Raw genomic sequence first — 17559 nt, 5'->3', positions numbered from 1 at the left:
TTCAGCGCGTCCATCACTTGGGTCAGCTGTACCTGGTGGAAGCCGCCGTGGTGGAAGACTGCCTCTTCCGTCGCGCTGACCAGCGGGTTCTCGGCTGCCGCGTTGATCTCGACCGCGAGGATGCGCTCCGTGTTGTCGAGTGCTGCGAGTGCGGCTCCGTGGATTTGGGGCACGCAGCGTACCGCGTACGGGTCCTGGAGGCGCGCGGCCTTGACGCTCTGGCCATCCAGCAGCGCGCGGAGGAACCTTGCAGATGCGACTACGCCGAGATGGGGCTTGCGCTCGTGCACGGCCTGGGCGTAGGGCTCCATCGATCCGTCGACGGCGATGAAGGTGAGCGCGGAGACCGCGTGTGCGGCATCGAGCCATCGGGTCGCTTCTGACCAGGCGAGGCACGCCTGTCCGATGGTCAGTGCGCTGCTGCTCATCAGGGCGACCGCGTCTCCGGGGCCGAATTCGACGGGCGCGGGTCCGGCGCCGGTCCAGGGCGCCTCGCCGAGCAGCGTCAGGCCGAGCTCTGCCAGAGCGGTCAGGTCGGCCGTGCCCACGGCGCCGTACTCGTGGATCTCGGGCAGCGCGTTGGCGTTGAGCGCGGTGACGATGGCCTCGATGATGCGCGGGCTGACGCCGGCTCCTCCGGCCAGCAGCTGGTTCGCCCGCACGGCAAGCATCGCGCGTATGCCTTCGGCGGCGACCGGTGCGCCTATGCCGCCTGCGTGACTGCGTAGGAGCCGCAGCCCGTGATCGGTGTCACCCGGTTCCACAGCCTGTGTGCGGTTGGCACCGACGCCCGTGTTGCGGCCGTACACCTGTTGGCGCGCCGCGACCCGGTCGGCCACCTGCGCCGCCGTCTGCGCCCGCGCGAGGCCTTCGGGTGCGATGTCGCCCCATGCGTCGCCGTGGCCGAGCTGCGCGACATCACCCGGCCGCATCGCGCGGCCGGTCAGTTCGATGCGCTGCACGACGGTGCCCCCTCCAACACTCGGCCGCCGCGCCGACGTGATGTCGGTGGGGCGGGTGTAATTCGGATGCGATGGTGCCGGAGGGCAGCCTACGGTGAATGGGCCATGCGACGCCTCCCCCGGCCGGAACCCGGCACACCTGATTCAAGATCCCCGACCCGCTACCTTCTCTGGCTCGCCCGTAGTCAGAAGCGCACCATTGTCGGAGGCATGTTCTTCGGGATCATGTGGATGGTCTCGCAGGCGGTGCTCCCGGCGGCGGTGGGCCGCACCATCGACGCCGGCGTCACCACGAAGAACTCTGCCGAGCTGATCCGCTGGGCCCTGGTGGTGGTCGGCCTCGCGCTGGCGAAGGCGGCTTCGGGGATCCTGCGCCACCGCAACGCGCTGAGCAACTTTCTGGCGGCCGCGTACACGACGGTCCAAGTCATCACGCGCAAGACAGTGGCGTTGGGCGCCACGCTCCCGAAGCGGGTCGCCGCCGGGGACGTGGTGGCGGTGGGTACGTCGGACATCAACGAGATCGGGCACGCCCTCGACATCACGGCGCGGCTGACCGGCGCGATCGTCGCGATCGGGACGGTTGCCGCGATCATGCTCGCCGAGTCGGTGCCGCTCGGTCTGATCGTCCTCATCGGTGTGCCGGTGCTGACCGGCTTGACCGGCTTGCTGCTGAAGCCGTTGCACGACAGGCAGCGCACCTACCGGGTGCTTCAGGGCGAGCTGACCGGGCGTGCCGTCGATATCGCGGCCGGACTGCGGGTATTGCGGGGCATCGGTGGCGAGCCGGCATTCGCCGGGCGCTACCGCCGGGAGTCACAGGAGCTTAGGCACGCGGCGTTCGCGGTGACGCGCGTCGAGTCCGGCCTGGCCGCGGCGGAGATCATGCTGCCTGGCTTGATCACCGCGGGGGTGACGTTCGTCGCTGCGCGGTTCGCGCTGGACGGACACCTGACGATCGGTCAGCTAGTCGCCTTCTACGGTTATGCGACCTTCCTAGCGGCACCTCTACGGACGTTGATGGAAGGCGCGGACCTGATCACGAGAGGGCATGTGGCGGCGCGGCGCGTCGTGCGCATCTTGAACGTGGAGCCTGGGATTCGGGACGTGGAGGGCGCAGGCGGGACCGAGGGTGCGGTCCTCGTGTCGGGGCGTGGAAGCACGCTGGTCGACGAGGAGTCAGGGCTCGAGGTCGAGGCGGGCGAGCTTTTCGCCGTCGCGTGCGCGGAACCGGCTGAAGCGGATCTGCTCGCCGAGAGGCTTGCGCGCTTCGAGGACAGCGGACGCCCGATGCTCGGCGATGTGCCGCTCAGGGAGATGCCGCTGCGTCAGGTCAGGGAGCGGATCTTGTTGGCGCGCAACAGTGACAAGTTCTTCAATGGAGGGCTGCGGTCCGAGCTTGATCCGACCGGCCGGCGTGCAGATGAGGAGATCCGGACGGCGATCAGGGTGGCCTCGGCTCAGGACATCCTGGACGCACTGCCGGAAGGGTTGGACACCGAGATGACGGACGGCGGCCGGGAGTTCTCGGGAGGGCAGTTGCAACGACTGCGCCTCGTGCGGGCCTTGCTCGCGCGGCGGGAAGTGACAGTGCTGGTTGAACCCACGAGCGCGGTGGATGCGCACACGGAGGCGCGCATCGCGGCGCGTTTGGCCGAGTCTCACGCGCCTGCGACGCGCGGTGCGGCGCTCGTGGCGGTTCATGCGGGAACGGTCGTCGCGATGAAAGTTTCATCACTGTCGTCGCACGTGGCGGCCGTGGGCATCGAGGCTGAGCCTCAGACCACAACGATCCTGTTCACGACGAGTCCTCTGCTCCTCGACAGCGCCCATCGCGTCGCCTACGTGGAGGACGGGCGTGTCGTCGCGGTCGGTACGCATCGCGAACTGCTCGCGTCCGAACCCCGCTACGCCGCCGTCGTGACCCGCGGCGAGGACATAGAGGAGGCGGCGTGACGGGCTGGAATGTCGCGGTGGGTGGCTCAGGGCGGATGGGGCGAGCCGTAAGCGGGTTGGGAGGGGGAGCGTGACGGCGCGGATCCTTCCAGTGGCCGACTCGCGGCAGGTTCGGCGGTACGTCCGCGAGCTGATCGCGCGTCACCCGAGAACTTTCGCGACGACCATCGCCCTCTATACTCTCGCGGCGGTTGCCGGGCTGGCCGGGCCGCGTCTCCTCGGAGACATCGTCCAGGCCGTCCAACAGCACGCCACCATCGGACACATCAACGCCCTCGCGGGCGCGCTCGCCGCGTTCGTCCTCCTCCAGACGACGCTGACTCGCTACGCGTATGTGTCCGCCGGACGCTTCGGCACGATCATCCTCGCCGAACTGCGCGAGGAGTTCGTCGAGAAGGTGCTGGCCCTCCCGCTGTCGACCGTGGAGAACGCGGGCAGCGGCGACCTGGTGACCCGGGCCTCCCGCGATGTGGACGCGCTGCGCCGTTCCGCGCAGATGGCCGCGCCGGAGACCCTCGTCGCCATCGTCACGATCGCGCTCACCGTGATCGCGACAGTGCTCGTATCCCCGCTGCTGTTCCTTTCCGTACTGATCGTGATTCCGCCGCTGTTCGCCGTAACGCGGTGGTACTTGCGGCGGGCCACCGACGGTTATCTGCGAGAGAATGCCGCAGCGGCACGCTACGTCGACGGCCTCGGCGCGACTGTCGCCGGGGCAGCGACCATCGAGGCGTTCGGGCTTCAGCAGCGTCGGATCGAGTCCGCCGACGACGAACTCGCCGGGTCGTACCGAGCCGAGCGCTACACCCTCAGCCTGCGCACGGTCCTCTGGCCGGTTCAGGAATTCTGTTATGTCGTCCCGGTCGCGGGGGCGCTACTGCTCGGCGGTTACGCCTATACCAGAGGCTGGGCCAGTCTGGCGCAGGTGACGGCCGTCACGCTGTACATCCAGCAACTCATGATCCCGCTCGAAGTGCTGCTCGACTGGCTCGACACACTCCAGGTCGGCGGTGCTTCACTGGCCAGGCTGCTCGGCGTCGCACAGGTGCCGCCCGACCGCACGGCCGGAGCACGCGCCGTCGCCGACCCGCGCGAGCTGGCCGGCACCGACGTGCGCTTCGCCTACGTCGGCGGGCACGACGTCCTGCACGGCGTCGACCTGACGGTCCGTCCGGGCGAGCGGTTCGCCATGGTCGGACCCTCCGGCGCCGGCAAGTCGACGCTCGGCCGCCTGCTCGCCGGCATCCACGGCCCGCGCACGGGCACGGTGGCGCTCGGCGGGGCGCCGCTGATCGAGCTACCGCTCGACGAGCTGCGCGGCGAGGTCGTCCTCCTCACTCAGGATCACCACGTCTTTGCCGGCACGCTGCGCGACAATCTGCACCTCGCCGCGCCCGACGAGGTCGATGATGAAGCGCTCTGGCAGGCCCTGGACGCCGTGGACGCTGGCGGGTGGGCCGCGGCACTGCCCGAAGGGCTGGACACCCCGGTCGGCTCCGGTGGCCTGGCCCTGAGCGCACCGCAGGCGCAGCAACTCGCCCTGGCCCGGCTCCTGCTCGCCGACCCGAAAGTCCTCGTCCTGGACGAAGCCACATCGCTGCTCGACCCGCGCGCCGCCCGCCATCTGGAGCGTTCGCTCTCGGCCGTGCTCGAGGGGCGCACGGTCATCGCGATCGCGCACCGCCTGCACACCGCCCACGACGCAGACCGCGTCGCAGTGGTGGAGGATGGACGCATCGCCGAGCTCGGCTCGCACCGCGAGCTGATCGACGCGAACGGGGCGTACGCCCGTTTGTGGGACTCGTGGCACGGCGAAACCGCCGGCACGCCACCGCACGTTTAATCCCCGCAGATAGGATGGACGGCGCTATGAGCGACTGGGAAGACGACTTGGACGACTCGTGGGGCCGCGACGATCTGCCGGTCCTCACCTCTCCTTCTGGGTTCGAGCAAACACGCGACGACACCGACTACGGCTGGGGCGAGCGCACCTGGTCCGGGTCGGACGGGGATCCCGACGATCTCGAGCGGTTCCTGCGCGACCGCCCGCCGCACCACGGCGACTGACTTCACTCGATCAGCCGGATATCTGCACGTCGTCGTCCGCCTGATCTCCAGCTGAGGGGGCCTCGAGAGTCGAGGTCTCCGTCTTGGGCTCGCTGCTCGAGCCGATCGAAGGCTCGGCAGTCGGCACGATTGCGGGCGCGGCACTTGAGGCGATGGACGCGGGTGGCGGCTGCTCGCTTGCCGCTGGGTGCGGCGAGGCATCGGTAACCGGTGTAGCCGCAGGGGCGTGAGCTGAAGCACCCGGCGACCGCATGGCCGCAGCGCCGAGCGCGATCGACGCGCCTGCCAGCAGCGTCGCGGCGGTCCGTCTTCGCCGCCGCCGGAGTCGATGTCGCGTGATCAATGGCCGGATGTCGCCGTCATGGTGGTCGGTGCGGTGATCACCGGCCCTGGGTTCGTTGCCTCGGTGATCGTTCACGCTTGATTGATCCGCAACGCGATTCTTGCCGGGCGCTGCGCCGCTGAAGTCGGCGCAGCCGTTGACGCGCGTGGCGATTCCACGGTCAGTGGCGGCGGGCGCGAAACTGTCGCTCGTCGTGTTCATGCGGCTGTCCTCTCCTGGTGGGCCGGGTCCGGGGGCGTTCCCGGTGGCTTGCTTCCAGGGTGAGGGATCAAACGCTGTTATGTCCCACTTTTTCGAGTTATCCACAGGGCGCCAAAGAGTGGCCCATTGGACAGGTGTGGCCGCCATGGCGCAAAATTGGCACTCGTAGTGGTTGAGTGCTAGCCCAGGAGCTGACCGTGCCGACGTACCAGTACCAGTGCACCGAGTGCGGTGAAGGTCTCGAAGTCGTGCAGAAGTTCACCGATGACGCCTTGACCGTGTGCCCGAACTGCGAGGGCAGGCTGCGCAAGGTGTATTCCGCGGTCGGCATCGTTTTCAAGGGTTCCGGCTTCTACCGGACCGACAGCCGGTCGTCCTCCTCATCGTCGAGCAACGGCTCCGGGTCGTCGAACGGCTCGAACTCGCCGTCCTCGACCCCCTCGTCGCCGTCTTCCTCCGGCTCGTCCGAATCCTCGACCAAGTCGAGCAGTAGCGGCGGCAGCGGCTCCAGCAACTCGGCGTCCTCCGCGGCGGCCTGATCGCTCGCCCTCTCCAGCTCGCACGGTATCTCTAGCACTCACCGCACGAAACAGCGTTATCGCACTGGCACCGCAAGATCAGTCAGAACCGCAGCGGCCGCGCCAAATACTCCTGGCAGCGTCGGCTAGCCGCGTAACGGCAGCTGGAACCAGACGGCCTTGCCAGTCGGCGTGGCGCGCACGCCCCATCGCCGCGAGAGCTGGTCCACCAGGAACAGCCCGCGGCCGCCCTCGTCGTTCGCCGACGCCGTACGCACCCGCGGCGTCCGCACGTCCTGATCGTGCACCTCGACCCAGAGCGACGCACGGCCCCGGCGCATCACGACCTCGATCCGGCGGTCGTTGCGCAGCGCCGCGACCGCCCCGTCCAGCACCGCGTTGTCCAGCAGCCCGTCCGGAGCGGTGTCGCCCAGCAGCACTCGCTCGAGCGCGGCGAGGTCGAGTTCGCCGTCCTCCGCGGCGAGCGTCCCGTCCTGGGCGCGGTCGAGTTCGAACTCGCTGTCCGCGTCGAACACCGGTCCGCGAGGCGTCGGTCCGGGACCTGACGCGTGCCGCACGGCGTTCGTGACCAGTTCCGACACCAATAGCTCGACCGTCTCCGCCAAGCTCTCCGCGGACCATTCACGCAGCAGCGCGCGGGCGTGGGCGCGCGCCACGGAGGGAGATGCCGGGTCCGCGGGCAAGTCGATCCGCCACAGCGGCAGCGGGTCGAGGTCGGTACGCATGGCGAGCACGGCGCGGTCGTCGTCCAGCGGCCCCGACGAGGCGCGCAGGGTCGCCCGGCACAGCGCCGCCGGTGTCGGGCTCGGGCCGATCGCTTCCAGCGCGTCGCACAACGCCCGCACGCCCTGGTCGACCGACTGGTCGCGGCGCTCGACCACACCGTCCGTGTACAGGACGACCGTGTCCCCTGGCGCGACCTTGAAGGCGTGATCGGTGAACGCGATCCCGCCGACGCCGAGCGGGACGTCCGGGGGCACCTCCATCGGGTGGCAACCGTGCGCCCCGGTGAGCAGGGGCGGCGGATGGCCCGCATTCGCGAGCACGCACTCGCGGGTGAACGGGTCGTAGATCGCGTAGACGCACGTGACCAAGAGGGCCTCGTTGAGGCCCTGCACCAGGTCGTCCAGATGGGTGAGCACCTGCGCCGGTTCGAGGTCCAGCACGGCATAAGCGCGCAGGGCCGCCCTTAGCTGTCCCATGACGGCGGCGGCATGTGCCCCGCGCCCTTGGACATCACCGATCGCGATACCGATCCGGCCGGACGAAAGCTCCATCACGTCGTACAGGTCGCCGCCGACGTCTGACTCGTCGCCGGGGTTGTATCCCACCTGCACTGCGACGCCGTCGATCGACGGCAGGTGCGCCGGCAGCAGCGAATGCTGAAGTGCTAGCGCGAGGGAGCGCATGCTCTCGTAGAGCGCCGCGTTTTCGAGCGCGAACCCGGCTCGCGCGGCGACCTCTTCGACGAGCTCGACGTCCCCTTCGTCGAAGTCGCCGTCGGGCCCGTCCGCGGCGACGGCGAGGACGCCTTTGATTCCTCGCGGACCGAGCAGCGGCACGGCTATCACGGCGGCCGCGTCCATAAGCATCGGATGGTTGCCGTTGGCGGGGCGCGGCACCGGCGCAGGCGGCGCAACGGGGCGCTCAGCACGGGCGAGGGCCGGTCGGCCGGTCCTCAGTGCGATCGCGCAGGGGTGATCGTCAGGGTAGGCGACGCGGCGGTCTGCGACGGACGGGCTGCTCGTGCGGCGGTTGCGCTTGTGATCCACGCGCACCGTCACCGCGCGGCGCAGTGCCCCGCTGTCGTCGAGGAGGTCGACGATGCACTGATCGGCGAAGGACGGCACGAGGAGTTCGGCGATGGCGGCGAGGGTGCGGCCGGTGTCGAGCGAGGTGCCCAGCAGCATCCCGGCGCGGGAGAGCAGGGACGAGCGCACGTTGCCGGTGCCGGGCTCGCGCGAGGCTTCCGCGCCGACGAGGGCAGGCGTGTCGTGTCGGCCTACCAGCTGACCCGCCATCGACCCACCTTTCCGTCCGCGCCCGGCCCACCCAGTGTGCCACTCGCGGGGCCCTGCAGTGCGCCGCCGATCGGATGGCGATACGTGCGGGCAGGATGGTGTGATCATCGCATTTCGTCGGGGTCTGGATCAATCTTCGCGCTTCAGACTTCACCGTTGTGGCGGAAGATCGAACGCAGGAGCCTCCATTCGCCGTCGCTCCACTCGCATCCGTGATCGAGCCCGGCGAGTTTCGAAGAGTCGCACCGTCGCGGACCCGGATCCGGCCGCGCGACCGGGGCCGGACCGACGTACGTTCGCGGGGCCGGTCGTTACGGCCAGAGCGCGAAGGACGTAGGGTGTGGCCCCGGAGCACGAGCCGCGGCCTGCGGGCCGCACCGCCCGCAAGGAATGGCCCATGTCAGCGACCCAACCCTCGGCGGCGCAACCGGCTGAGTCCGGCGCGCCGATCGTCCCGTCCGCCGCGGCGCCCGGAACCGGTGATCAGGATTCTGACACCGTCGCGCAGGAGCCGGACGATGGTGGCGCGTTGGGCGCAGACAGTCACGCTGACGAAGTAGATGAGCAGGCCACGCACGCCGAGCCGGAGAGTCCGGCCCCCTCCGGTGCTTCCGAGAACGCCGACGCCACGAAGGCGAAGCGCCCCCTCCGCCGTCTGCGCATCCTGCTCGCCGCCGTCGTCACCTTCGTGCTCGTGGTCCTCGCCGCGACCGGCGCCGGTGCTTGGGCATTCACCGACGCGTTGCACGCCTCGTATCCGCAGACCTCGGGCAGCCTCAAAATCGCTGGATTGTCCGCGCCGGTCACCGTTCAGCGCGACCGCAACGGCATCCCGCAGATTTACGCGCAGACTTCGGCCGACCTCTTCCTCGCCGAGGGCTACGTCCAAGCACAGGACCGGTTCTGGCAGATGGACGTGGACCGGCATATCACCTCAGGCACCCTCGCGTCGCTTCTGGGCAGCGCAGCGCTTAAGACAGACGAGTTTGTGCGCACTCTCGGCTGGCGCAACGTCGCCGCACAGTCGTACTCCCAGCTCAAGCCGGAATCGCAGAAATATCTGCAGGCCTATTCGCAGGGTGTGAATGACTACCTCGCCGCGCACAACGGCGGCTCATCGCTTTCCATCGAGTACACGCTTATCGGTGCGCCCTTAGTCGGAACCGTCAGCGACTACCACCCGGCGCCGTGGACGCCGGTCGACTCCGTGGCCTGGCTCGAGGCGATGGCCTGGGACCTGCGCGACAACGTCGACCAGGAGGTGGCCCGCTCGCTGCTTACCGAGACGCTCTCGGTCGACCAGATCGAGCAGCTTTACCCGTCGTACCCGTACACACAGCACTCGACGATCGTCACGCAGGGCGCACTCGTCGGATCAACGTACGAGCAGAATGCGACCGCGTCTGCCACCCTCCCCAAGGCTGCGCAGCAACAGCTTTCCAATCTCTCCCAGCTGCTCGGTCAGATCCCCTCCGTGCTCGGTCCGGCCGATCCGTCGGGCAGCGGCGTGGGCTCGAACTCGTGGGTCGTCTCCGGCTCGCTCACCACGACCGGAAAGCCGCTGCTCGCCAACGATCCGCACCTCTCGCCGTCGCTGCCATCGATCTGGTATCAGATCGGGCTGCACTGCGTCGCCGACAGTCCGCAGTGCCCGTTCGACGTCGCCGGCTACTCCTTCCCGGGGATGCCCGGCGTGATAATCGGACACAACGCGCACATCTCGTGGGGCTTTACCAACGAGGCGTCAGACGTCACCGATCTCTACCTGGAAAAGATCGACGGGTCCGACTACCTCTACGACGGCCAGGAATACCCGGTCAGTCAGCACAACGAGACGATCGACGTGGCCGGCGGCTCGCCCGTCACGATCACCGTCCGCTCCACTCGCCACGGCCCGCTGATCTCCGACGTATCAAATGATTACAAGCTCGTCGGGAAGCAGGCCCCGGCTGCGCGCAGCGGCGATCCGACCGAGGGCGCGGCGCCCGGCATCCAGTACGGCGTCGCTCTCCAATGGACCGCACTGCAGCCGAACTCGACGATGGACTCGCTGTTCGAGCTCGACCGTGCCACCGACTGGACCGATTTCCGGGCCGCCGCCGCGGATTTCTCCGTTCCGGCGCAGAACATGATTTACGCCGACACTGAGGGCAACATCGGCTACCAGGCTCCGGGCCGCATTCCGATCCGGAAGAACGGCGACGGGCGGTGGCCGGTGCCGGGCTGGACCGACAAGTATGACTGGACCGGCTACATCCCGTTCTCCGCGCTGCCTAACGAATACGACCCGGCCCAGGGGTACATCGTGACGGCTAACAACGCGGTGGTCGGCCCTACGTATCCGTACACGCTGACTACCGACTGGGATTACGGGTACCGCTCGCAGCGCATCATCGACGATATCACGCGGTTGACCGCGAACGGCCACAAGATGAGCGTCGCGGACATGGAGTCCATCCAGAACGACAGCTACAACCCGGAAGCGGCGCTCCTCGTCCCCTACCTCCTGAAGCTCCCGACCGACTCGTTCACCCGACCGGCCCAAAACCTGCTCAAGGGCTGGGACTACACGCAGCCGGCAACTTCGGGAGCGGCGGCGTACTTCAACGCGGTCTGGGCCGAGATCCTGAAGATGGCCTTCGGCACGAAGCTGCCTGCCGGCGTCGATCTGTCCACGCTGGGCTTCGACGGCGGTGACCGCTGGTTCGCGGTCGTCCAGTCGATCCTCGATCAGCCGGACAGCGTCTGGTGGGACAACCCGAAGACGCCGAAGCGGGAGACCCGCGACACTATCCTGACCGCCGCGCTGAAGAAGGCCAGGCTCGATCTCACCGCGAAGCTCGGCAAGGACGTCTCGACGTGGACCTGGGGAAGGCTGCACACGCTGACACCCACTGAGCAGACCCTGGGCACGAGCGGCCCTGCCATCGTGAAGTGGCTGCTCAACGGGTCTTCGGAGCAGTTGGCCGGAGGCTCTTCAGTGGTCGACGCGACGAGTTGGGACCTGTCCACCGGCACCTTCGACGTCACGGTCGCGCCGTCGATGCGGATGGTCGTCGACATGGCCGACTTCGACCGTTCCCGCTGGGTCAACCAAACGGGTGAATCCGGCCACGTCGATGATCCGAACTATCTCGACCAAGCACCGCTCTGGGCCGCCGGGGAAACGTTGCCCTGGGCATACGGCAGCTCGGCGGTGAAGGCAGCGACGACCGCGACGCTCACCCTCGATCCGTCCTCGTCGTAAGTCAGCCCACCTGCGGTTCGCCTCGATCATCAGCCAGCCCACCGAAACGATGATCTGCTGGTCGGATCGCGATCAACGGGTCGCATGCGGCGGTTGGAGGAGGAGGGCGGCGGTCAGAGGGAGGGCAGAGGTGGGAGGGCGGCGGAGGAGGGAGAAGGCGCCGGATCGGATCAGGCTTCGGCGACACCTGCGAACCTGACGATGCCGCGCGCGCTGCACGCCGCGTCGACCGACTGGTCGTGCGGCTCGACGGGGAACTCTGCGCCGATCTCGTGGTCGTACACGAGGGCACAGACCCACGGACGGCGCTTCAGATCCAGATCGGCCAAACGGGCGAGCGCGCGGTCATACGATCCGCCCCCACGGCCTAGGCGCTGACCAGTCGAGGACACCGCCAGCGCGGGCACGACCACCACCTGGACACCGCGGACGGCTTCCGGGCCGCGCCGCTCTCCGGTCGGCTCGCGCAGGCCCAGGCGGCCGACGCCGAACCCTTGACCCGGCTCGAACGGAGCCCAGTCGAGGTCTGCATCCGGAAGCAGCACCGGTAGCAATACCGTGACACCTCTCGCCGCCAAGCCTTCGAACAGTTCCCCCGTCTCCGGCTCCGTTCCGAACGACACGTACGCGCACACCGTCTTCGTCTTCGCGCTCGTCACCTCTGGGGCGCGCATCAGGTGTTTGACCGCCGCCGATGACTCACAGCGACGCGAATGGTTACCTAACGTGCAGCGATCGTTTACGAAACGTGATCTGGCCGTGGCTTTGTCGTTGGCCTGCTCGGGCATCCTGAATCCGTAACGTGTATCAGGCTGGACACGCCCCGCAGCTTCCGCGGAGAGTGGCCAGCCGGTGTTTTGGGGGAGAGGTTTCACTCACCGGACCCAGCCTGCCGCACCGACAGCCGCGACAAGGAAGGGACGGGTGCCGGACGGCCATGACGGCAACGCAATGGGGACTAGTGTGCCTCGCCGCGGTCTGCGTCGCGCTCGCCGTCGCGGTGGCCCGCCTCGCCGCCCGCCTCCGTGACGCGGCCGCCCGCGCCGCCGTTGAACTCGAAGCCCTCCGCCGTGAGCTCACCGGACTCGAACAGGGCCGGTCCAGCCTGGAGCGCCTCTCCGCGACCGATCCGGTCACCGGTGTCTGGAACCACCGCTACCTGCAGGAAACCCTCGCCCACGAACTCGAGCGCGCCCGCCGGGTCGAGCGCCCGCTCGCCGTGCTGATGTGCGATGTGGACCGGTTCCGCGAGGTCAATGCCGCGCACGGGCACCAGGTCGGCTCGGCCGTGCTGCGCGAGCTGGCCCAGCGCCTCGCCCTGGAGATCCGCTCCTTCGACACCTTCGCCCGCTACGGCGGCGAGGAGTTCGTCGTCCTCTTGCCTGATACCGGGCCCGACGGCGCGGCCGTGGTCGCCGACCGCCTTTGCTACGTGGCCCGCAAACTCGTGCTCGACGCCGCCGTGCTGGGAGGCGGCGCGACCGGCGGCAACGGCGATGGCGGCTCAGATACGAGCGTCCGCCTCACGATCTCCATCGGCGCCGCCGTCTATCCGGACTCCGCCGACCATGCCGCGACCCTCATCCGTGCTGCTGACGGCGCACTCACGGACGCGAAACGCGCCGGTGGGGGCGCTCGGGTCGTCATCGGTGCGCCAAGCTCAGTGACTCTTCACGCAGAGGCCACTTCGCTTTGATGGAGGCGCCGCTAAAGTCTCCTCATGTCTATCGACTCTTGGGCTTCCGCGGCTGGGCGCGGTGACTCCGCGGCCCGGCTCAGGAAAGCCGTGATCCCGGCGGCGGGCCTCGGCACCCGCTTCCTACCCGCGACGAAGGCCACGCCGAAGGAGATGCTGCCGGTCATCGACAAACCGGCGATCCAGTACGTGGTCGAGGAGGCGGTCGCGGCGGGCCTCGACGACGTGCTGATGATCACCGGCCGCAACAAGCGTCCGGTCGAGGACCACTTCGACCGCGCCTACGAGCTCGAGAGCGCGCTCAAGGCCAAGGGGGACACCGAGCGGCTCGCCGCGGTCCGCGCGTCCAGCGAGCTGGCCGCTGTGCACTACGTCCGGCAGGGGGATCCGCGCGGACTCGGCCACGCGGTGCTGTGCGCGGCGCCGCATGTCGGAGCCGAGCCCTTCGCCGTGCTGCTCGGCGACGATCTCATCGACCCGCGCGACCCGCTGCTGGCGCGGATGATCGAGGTCCAGAAGAACTTCGGCGGCTCCGTCGTGGCGCTGATCGCCGTCGACCCGGACCAGATTCACCTGTACGGATGCGCCGCCACCCTCCTCCTCGACGGCGAGGCCGACCTGGTCCGGGTGACCGACCTGGTGGAGAAGCCGGCCGCCGAGTCCGCCCCGTCCAACCTGGCGATCATCGGCCGCTACGTGCTCGCCCCCGAGATCTTCGGCGTCCTGCGCGAGACCCCGCCGGGCCGGGGCGGCGAGATCCAGCTGACCGACGCGCTGCGCGTCCTGGCCGCCGATCCCTCGATCGGGGGACCGGTGCACGGCGTGTTGTTCTCCGGCCGCCGCTACGACACCGGCGACCGCGCCGACTATCTGCGTACGATCGTCAAGCTGGCCTGCGAGCGCGACGACCTCGGCCCCGGCTTCCGCGAGTGGCTTGAGGGGTACGTCGCGAAGGGATTCACCGACTGAGGCGTTTTGAGCGCCGCCGGACGCTCCGCGACGAGCACTAAGCTCCAACCAAGCCGAAAAGGCCTTGGACACGGGGTAAGTGGATAGGTAGAGCGAGTGGACGGCGGCGCGCAGCCCGGCTCCGGGCAGCCTCACGGCCTTCACCGCACGGCGCACTTGAAAGCGGCGCAGGTGAAATCAGGACAGATGAAATCCGTCTCGCGGCACCTTGAGGACGTGCTCGGCCGGGTCAAGCCGCTGCCGCCGTTCGAGCAGCACCTGCTCGACGCGCACGGCCACCGGCTGGTGCAGGACGTCGCTGCCCCGCGGGACGTGCCGCTGTTCGACAACTCCGCGATGGACGGATACGCGGTGCGGCGCATCGACGTTCTCGGCGCGGATGAGGAGCGGCCCGCGCTGCTCACCGTCGCCTACGAAACCCCGGCCGGCGCGCCGCCCGGCCGGGAGCTCGATCCCGGCTCCTGCGCCCGGATCATGACCGGCGCGCCGGTTCCGCCGGGTGCCGACGTAGTCGTCCCGGTCGAGTGGACGGATGGCGCGGCAGAGGGCGTCGTGCGGATCAACCGCGCGCCCGAGCCGGGCGAGCACATCCGCCGCATCGGCGAGGACGTACGTGCGGGGCAGCCCCTGCTCACCAACGGAACCGTGCTCGGCGCGCGGCAGATCGGGCTGCTCGCCGCGGTCGGCATCGATCTAGTCTCGGTGCGCCCCAGCCCGCGCGTGGTTATCATCTCCACCGGGTCTGAGCTGGTCGAGCCGGGCGTCGAGCCGGGCCCCGGGCAGATCCCGGAGTCCAACGGATTCACCCTCGCCGCGGCCGCGCGCGAAGCCGGGGCGACGGCGTTCCGGATCGGCGTCGTCGCGGACGAGAGCAAGACACTGCTGAGCACCATCGAGGACCAACTCGTCCGCGCGGATATCGTCATCACCAGCGGCGGAGTGAGCGTCGGCGCCTACGACGTGGTCAAGGAGGCGCTCTCCAAGCTCGGCACGGTCGTCTTCGAGCGGGTCGCCATGCAGCCGGGGATGCCGCAGGGCTTCGGCGTCGTCGGCCCGGACGAGATCCCCATCTTCACCCTTCCCGGCAACCCGGTCTCGGCCTACGTCGGCTTCGAGCTCTTCGTCCGGCCGGCGATCCGCCGGATGCTCGGCTACGACGCCGCGGATCTGCACCGGCCGACCGCGCAGGCCGTCAGCCTGAAGGCGCTTAAGTCCCCGCCCGGCCGCCGTCAGTTCCTGCGCGGGCACGCTGAGATCTCGGGGCCGGACGGTCGCATCGAGGTCCGGCCGATCGGCGGCGCCGGCTCCCATCTGATGGGCGGGTTGGCACAGGCCAACTGCCTGATCACGGTGCCGGAGGACGTCACCGGCGTCGAGGCGGGCGAGACGGTCGAGATTGTCGTCCTGGAGGAACTCCGGTGAGCAAATCCGACCGCTTCACCCATCTGGACGCGTCGGGGGCGGCCCGGATGGTGGATGTCGCGCAGAAACCGATCACCGACCGCACCGCCGAGGCCTCCGGGCGCCTCGTCGTATCGGCGCAGGTGATCGAGCTCCTCCGTGGCGTCGGCCTGCCAAAGGGGGATGCCCTCGCGGTTGCGCGGATCGCCGGGATCCAGGGCGCTAAACGCACCTCCGAGCTGATCCCGCTGTGTCACCCGATCGGCATCGCAGGGGTCTCGGTCGACTTCGAGGTCGCCGACGATGCGGTGGAGATCCGCGCCCGAGTCAAGACCGCCGACCGCACCGGCGTCGAGATGGAGGCGCTGACCGCCGTCGCGGTCGCCGGGCTCGCGCTCGTCGACATGGTTAAGGCAGTGGATCCGGCCGCAGTGCTCACCGACGTGCGCGTCGAATCGAAAACCGGGGGCCTTAGTGGCGATTGGACGCGCTAAGCTGCCCCGCTAGCACTACGGCGGTTCGACCGCTGCAGGCCGGGGGAGGAAGGGCGCTCATGGCGTACGCCGTTGTCGTGACGGTATCCAACCGGGCGGCGGCTGGGGTCTACGCGGACACCACCGGTCCGCTGATCGCTGATGCGCTCGTCCAGTCCGGTCACGACGTCGGCGGACCAGTCGTCGTCCCCGACGGCGACCCGGTCGAGTCAGCCCTGCGTGACGCCCTCGCGGAGGGGGCCGCGCTCATCGTCACCACCGGCGGCACGGGCATCTCACCCACGGACCGGACGCCTGAGGCCACGCGCCGCGTGCTGGACTACGAGGTTCCCGGCATCGCCGAAGCCATTAGAGCGGAAGGGCGCGCTAAGGCACCCACGTCTGCCCTGTCCCGTGGTCTCGCCGGCGTCTCGGGCCGCGCGCTGATTGTGAACCTTCCCGGTTCGTCCGGCGGCGTCAAAGACGGGCTTTCCGTTCTCCTCCCTCTTCTGCAACACGCCCTCGACCAGCTTGCCGGCGGCGATCACAAACCCGGTGGCGGGGTGTGAAACAGGTGCGCGGATACCCGGTAACGCTTGCCGAGGGGGCGGTGAGCCTGCGCCCTCCCTCTCCGCGCGACGCCCGGGCGTGGCAGGAGTTGCAGACGCGCAACCGGGCGTGGCTTTCCCGGTGGGAGGCAACAGTCCCCCCGGAAAACCCGTACACGCGCAGGCTCACCTATCGGGAATTGGTCCGCCGCGGTCGCCGGGAAGCCTCCGCGGGCCGGATGATGCCGTTCAACGTCTGGTTCGCCGATCCCACCACCCAGGAGTCCGCGCGGATGGTCGGCCAGCTCAACGTCGCCGGAATCTCCTGGGGCTCGCTCTGCTCGGCGAACATCGGCTATTGGGTGGACGAGCGGGTGGCTGGCCGCGGAATCATCCCGACCGCGCTCGCACTCGCGGTGGACCACTGTTTCCAAGTCGTCGGCCTGCACCGAATCGAGGTGAACATCCGCCCCGAGAACGCCCCGAGCCGCCGAGTGGCCGAGAAGCTCGGCTTTCGGGAGGAGGGCCTCCGCCTGGCCTACCTGCACATCGACGGCGGATGGCGTGACCACATCGCCTACGCGTTGACGGTACCTGAGGTACCGGAGGGGATGGTCAACCGATGGCGCCGCATCCAGTCCGCCCACTCCGTCTGAGCTGTCAGAGCTGTATGAGCCGTCTGAGCTGTCTGAGCGAGCCCCGCCCACGCTCCACTCCCGAATCGGGCGATTTCACCCTCTCCTCACCCCCGCCCCAACCCGATCGAACGATTTCCACCCCGACCGGCATGGAATTTCCCCCAGATGGGTACATGGCTATCCCTAATATCGGAGTAGTCCGATCAATCGGATGTTTTACGCCCGACACGCGATAATCAGCCGTCGTAGCAGGGCTCTTGCCCCTACCGTTGCGTTATGAGCAGCAGCGGGCTTATCTATGCAGCCATCGTCGGCGCCTGGGCGGTGTACCTCGTCCCCATGTGGCTTCGCCGCGAGGACGAGCTGAACCGCGCGCGCCAGACCCAGCGGTATGCTGCCGCGATCAAGGTGCTGTCGAACAAGGAGGCGTTCGAGCGCCGTTGGGTGCAGACGGGCGAGAACACCGTCGAGCTGCCGATCGCCGTGGGGCAGACCGTC

The 17559-nt window shown here is 68.9% G+C and carries 15 protein-coding genes and 1 pseudogene; 12 read left to right on the top strand and 4 right to left on the bottom strand.

Going from position 1 to position 17559, the window contains the following annotated elements; all coding sequences use genetic code 11:
- A partial coding sequence (locus tag VGZ32_RS19075) for an aromatic amino acid ammonia-lyase (RefSeq protein ID WP_326887438.1) occupies window positions 1-962 on the bottom strand: 962 nt, incomplete at its 3' end.
- Between VGZ32_RS19075 and VGZ32_RS19070 the strand changes: the two genes are divergently transcribed.
- From VGZ32_RS19070 to VGZ32_RS19060, 3 genes are all read left to right on the top strand, one after another.
- The gene (locus VGZ32_RS19070; protein WP_326887437.1) at window positions 900-2918 is read left to right on the top strand and encodes an ABC transporter ATP-binding protein; all 2019 of its coding nucleotides are present in this window, start codon (window positions 900-902) and stop codon (window positions 2916-2918) included. The genes VGZ32_RS19075 and VGZ32_RS19070 overlap by 63 nt on opposite strands.
- Before the next feature lie 70 nt (window positions 2919-2988).
- Window positions 2989-4761: an ABC transporter ATP-binding protein gene (locus VGZ32_RS19065; protein WP_326887436.1), complete on the top strand. Its 1773-nt coding sequence runs from the start codon at window positions 2989-2991 to the stop codon at window positions 4759-4761.
- A gap of 26 nt (window positions 4762-4787) precedes the next feature.
- Window positions 4788-4985: a hypothetical protein gene (locus tag VGZ32_RS19060; protein WP_326887435.1), complete on the top strand. Its 198-nt coding sequence runs from the start codon at window positions 4788-4790 to the stop codon at window positions 4983-4985.
- Between the two features lie 10 nt (window positions 4986-4995).
- Here the strand turns inward: VGZ32_RS19060 and VGZ32_RS19055 are convergent, their stop codons facing one another.
- Entirely contained in the window at window positions 4996-5529 is a 534-nt protein-coding gene (locus VGZ32_RS19055) for a hypothetical protein (RefSeq protein WP_326887434.1), read from the bottom strand.
- A 197-nt stretch (window positions 5530-5726) separates the two neighbouring features.
- Here VGZ32_RS19055 and VGZ32_RS28770 point away from each other — a divergent pair, with 197 nt between their 5' ends.
- Complete coding sequence (locus tag VGZ32_RS28770) at window positions 5727-6068, top strand: FmdB family zinc ribbon protein (protein ID WP_349263660.1); 342 nt, start codon at window positions 5727-5729, stop codon at window positions 6066-6068.
- A 125-nt stretch (window positions 6069-6193) separates the two neighbouring features.
- Here VGZ32_RS28770 and VGZ32_RS19040 read toward each other — a convergent pair whose 3' ends face one another.
- Complete coding sequence (locus tag VGZ32_RS19040) at window positions 6194-8089, bottom strand: ATP-binding SpoIIE family protein phosphatase (RefSeq protein WP_326887433.1); 1896 nt, start codon at window positions 8087-8089, stop codon at window positions 6194-6196.
- Between the two features lie 397 nt (window positions 8090-8486).
- Between VGZ32_RS19040 and VGZ32_RS19035 the strand changes: the two genes are divergently transcribed.
- Window positions 8487-11336: a penicillin acylase family protein gene (locus tag VGZ32_RS19035; RefSeq protein WP_326887432.1), complete on the top strand. Its 2850-nt coding sequence runs from the start codon at window positions 8487-8489 to the stop codon at window positions 11334-11336.
- A 170-nt stretch (window positions 11337-11506) separates the two neighbouring features.
- On the opposite strand, the gene VGZ32_RS19030 is transcribed toward VGZ32_RS19035, so the two are convergent.
- A complete protein-coding gene (locus tag VGZ32_RS19030; RefSeq protein ID WP_326887431.1) occupies window positions 11507-12124 on the bottom strand; it encodes a 5-formyltetrahydrofolate cyclo-ligase in 618 nt (205 codons plus the stop codon).
- 149 nt (window positions 12125-12273) lie between these two features.
- Between VGZ32_RS19030 and VGZ32_RS19025 the strand changes: the two genes are divergently transcribed.
- From VGZ32_RS19025 to VGZ32_RS18995, 7 genes and pseudogenes are all read left to right on the top strand, one after another.
- Window positions 12274-13032: a GGDEF domain-containing protein gene (locus VGZ32_RS19025; protein WP_326887430.1), complete on the top strand. Its 759-nt coding sequence runs from the start codon at window positions 12274-12276 to the stop codon at window positions 13030-13032.
- 24 nt (window positions 13033-13056) lie between these two features.
- Window positions 13057-14001 (top strand): UTP--glucose-1-phosphate uridylyltransferase GalU, encoded by a 945-nt coding sequence (gene galU / locus VGZ32_RS19020; RefSeq protein WP_326887429.1) that lies wholly within the window; start codon window positions 13057-13059, stop codon window positions 13999-14001.
- A gap of 186 nt (window positions 14002-14187) precedes the next feature.
- Entirely contained in the window at window positions 14188-15423 is a 1236-nt protein-coding gene (gene glp / locus VGZ32_RS19015) for a gephyrin-like molybdotransferase Glp (protein WP_326887428.1), read from the top strand.
- The gene (gene moaC / locus VGZ32_RS19010) at window positions 15420-15896 is read left to right on the top strand and encodes a cyclic pyranopterin monophosphate synthase MoaC (RefSeq protein WP_326887427.1); all 477 of its coding nucleotides are present in this window, start codon (window positions 15420-15422) and stop codon (window positions 15894-15896) included. The genes glp and moaC overlap by 4 nt, the downstream gene beginning before the upstream one ends.
- A 59-nt stretch (window positions 15897-15955) precedes the next feature.
- A complete protein-coding gene (locus tag VGZ32_RS19005) occupies window positions 15956-16444 on the top strand; it encodes a MogA/MoaB family molybdenum cofactor biosynthesis protein (protein ID WP_326887426.1) in 489 nt (162 codons plus the stop codon).
- 41 nt (window positions 16445-16485) lie between these two features.
- Complete coding sequence (locus VGZ32_RS19000) at window positions 16486-17079, top strand: GNAT family protein (RefSeq protein ID WP_326887425.1); 594 nt, start codon at window positions 16486-16488, stop codon at window positions 17077-17079.
- Between the two features lie 258 nt (window positions 17080-17337).
- Window positions 17338-17559, top strand: a pseudogene (locus tag VGZ32_RS18995) (hypothetical protein); the annotation flags it as partial.

Origin of the sequence: Actinocrinis sp. (genome assembly GCF_035938995.1) — a bacterium.
Taxonomy (GTDB): Bacteria; Actinomycetota; Actinomycetes; order Streptomycetales; family Catenulisporaceae; genus DASZGI01.
Note: the sequence above shows the minus strand (reverse complement) of the source record. Positions and strands in the feature narration are given on the sequence as shown.

Excerpts from the sequence above, each read along its gene's own strand:
- VGZ32_RS19060 (WP_326887435.1), top strand. The coding sequence starts at position 4,788 with ATGAGCGACTGGGAAGACGACTTGGACGACTCGTGGGGCCGCGACGAT.
- VGZ32_RS19055 (WP_326887434.1), bottom strand. The coding sequence starts at position 5,529 with ATGAACACGACGAGCGACAGTTTCGCGCCCGCCGCCACTGACCGTGGA.
- VGZ32_RS19040 (WP_326887433.1), bottom strand. The coding sequence starts at position 8,089 with ATGGCGGGTCAGCTGGTAGGCCGACACGACACGCCTGCCCTCGTCGGC.
- VGZ32_RS19035 (WP_326887432.1), top strand. The coding sequence starts at position 8,487 with ATGTCAGCGACCCAACCCTCGGCGGCGCAACCGGCTGAGTCCGGCGCG.
- VGZ32_RS19030 (WP_326887431.1), bottom strand. The coding sequence starts at position 12,124 with ATGCCCGAGCAGGCCAACGACAAAGCCACGGCCAGATCACGTTTCGTA.
- VGZ32_RS19025 (WP_326887430.1), top strand. The coding sequence starts at position 12,274 with ATGACGGCAACGCAATGGGGACTAGTGTGCCTCGCCGCGGTCTGCGTC.
- galU (WP_326887429.1), top strand. The coding sequence starts at position 13,057 with ATGTCTATCGACTCTTGGGCTTCCGCGGCTGGGCGCGGTGACTCCGCG.
- glp (WP_326887428.1), top strand. The coding sequence starts at position 14,188 with ATGAAATCCGTCTCGCGGCACCTTGAGGACGTGCTCGGCCGGGTCAAG.
- VGZ32_RS19005 (WP_326887426.1), top strand. The coding sequence starts at position 15,956 with ATGGCGTACGCCGTTGTCGTGACGGTATCCAACCGGGCGGCGGCTGGG.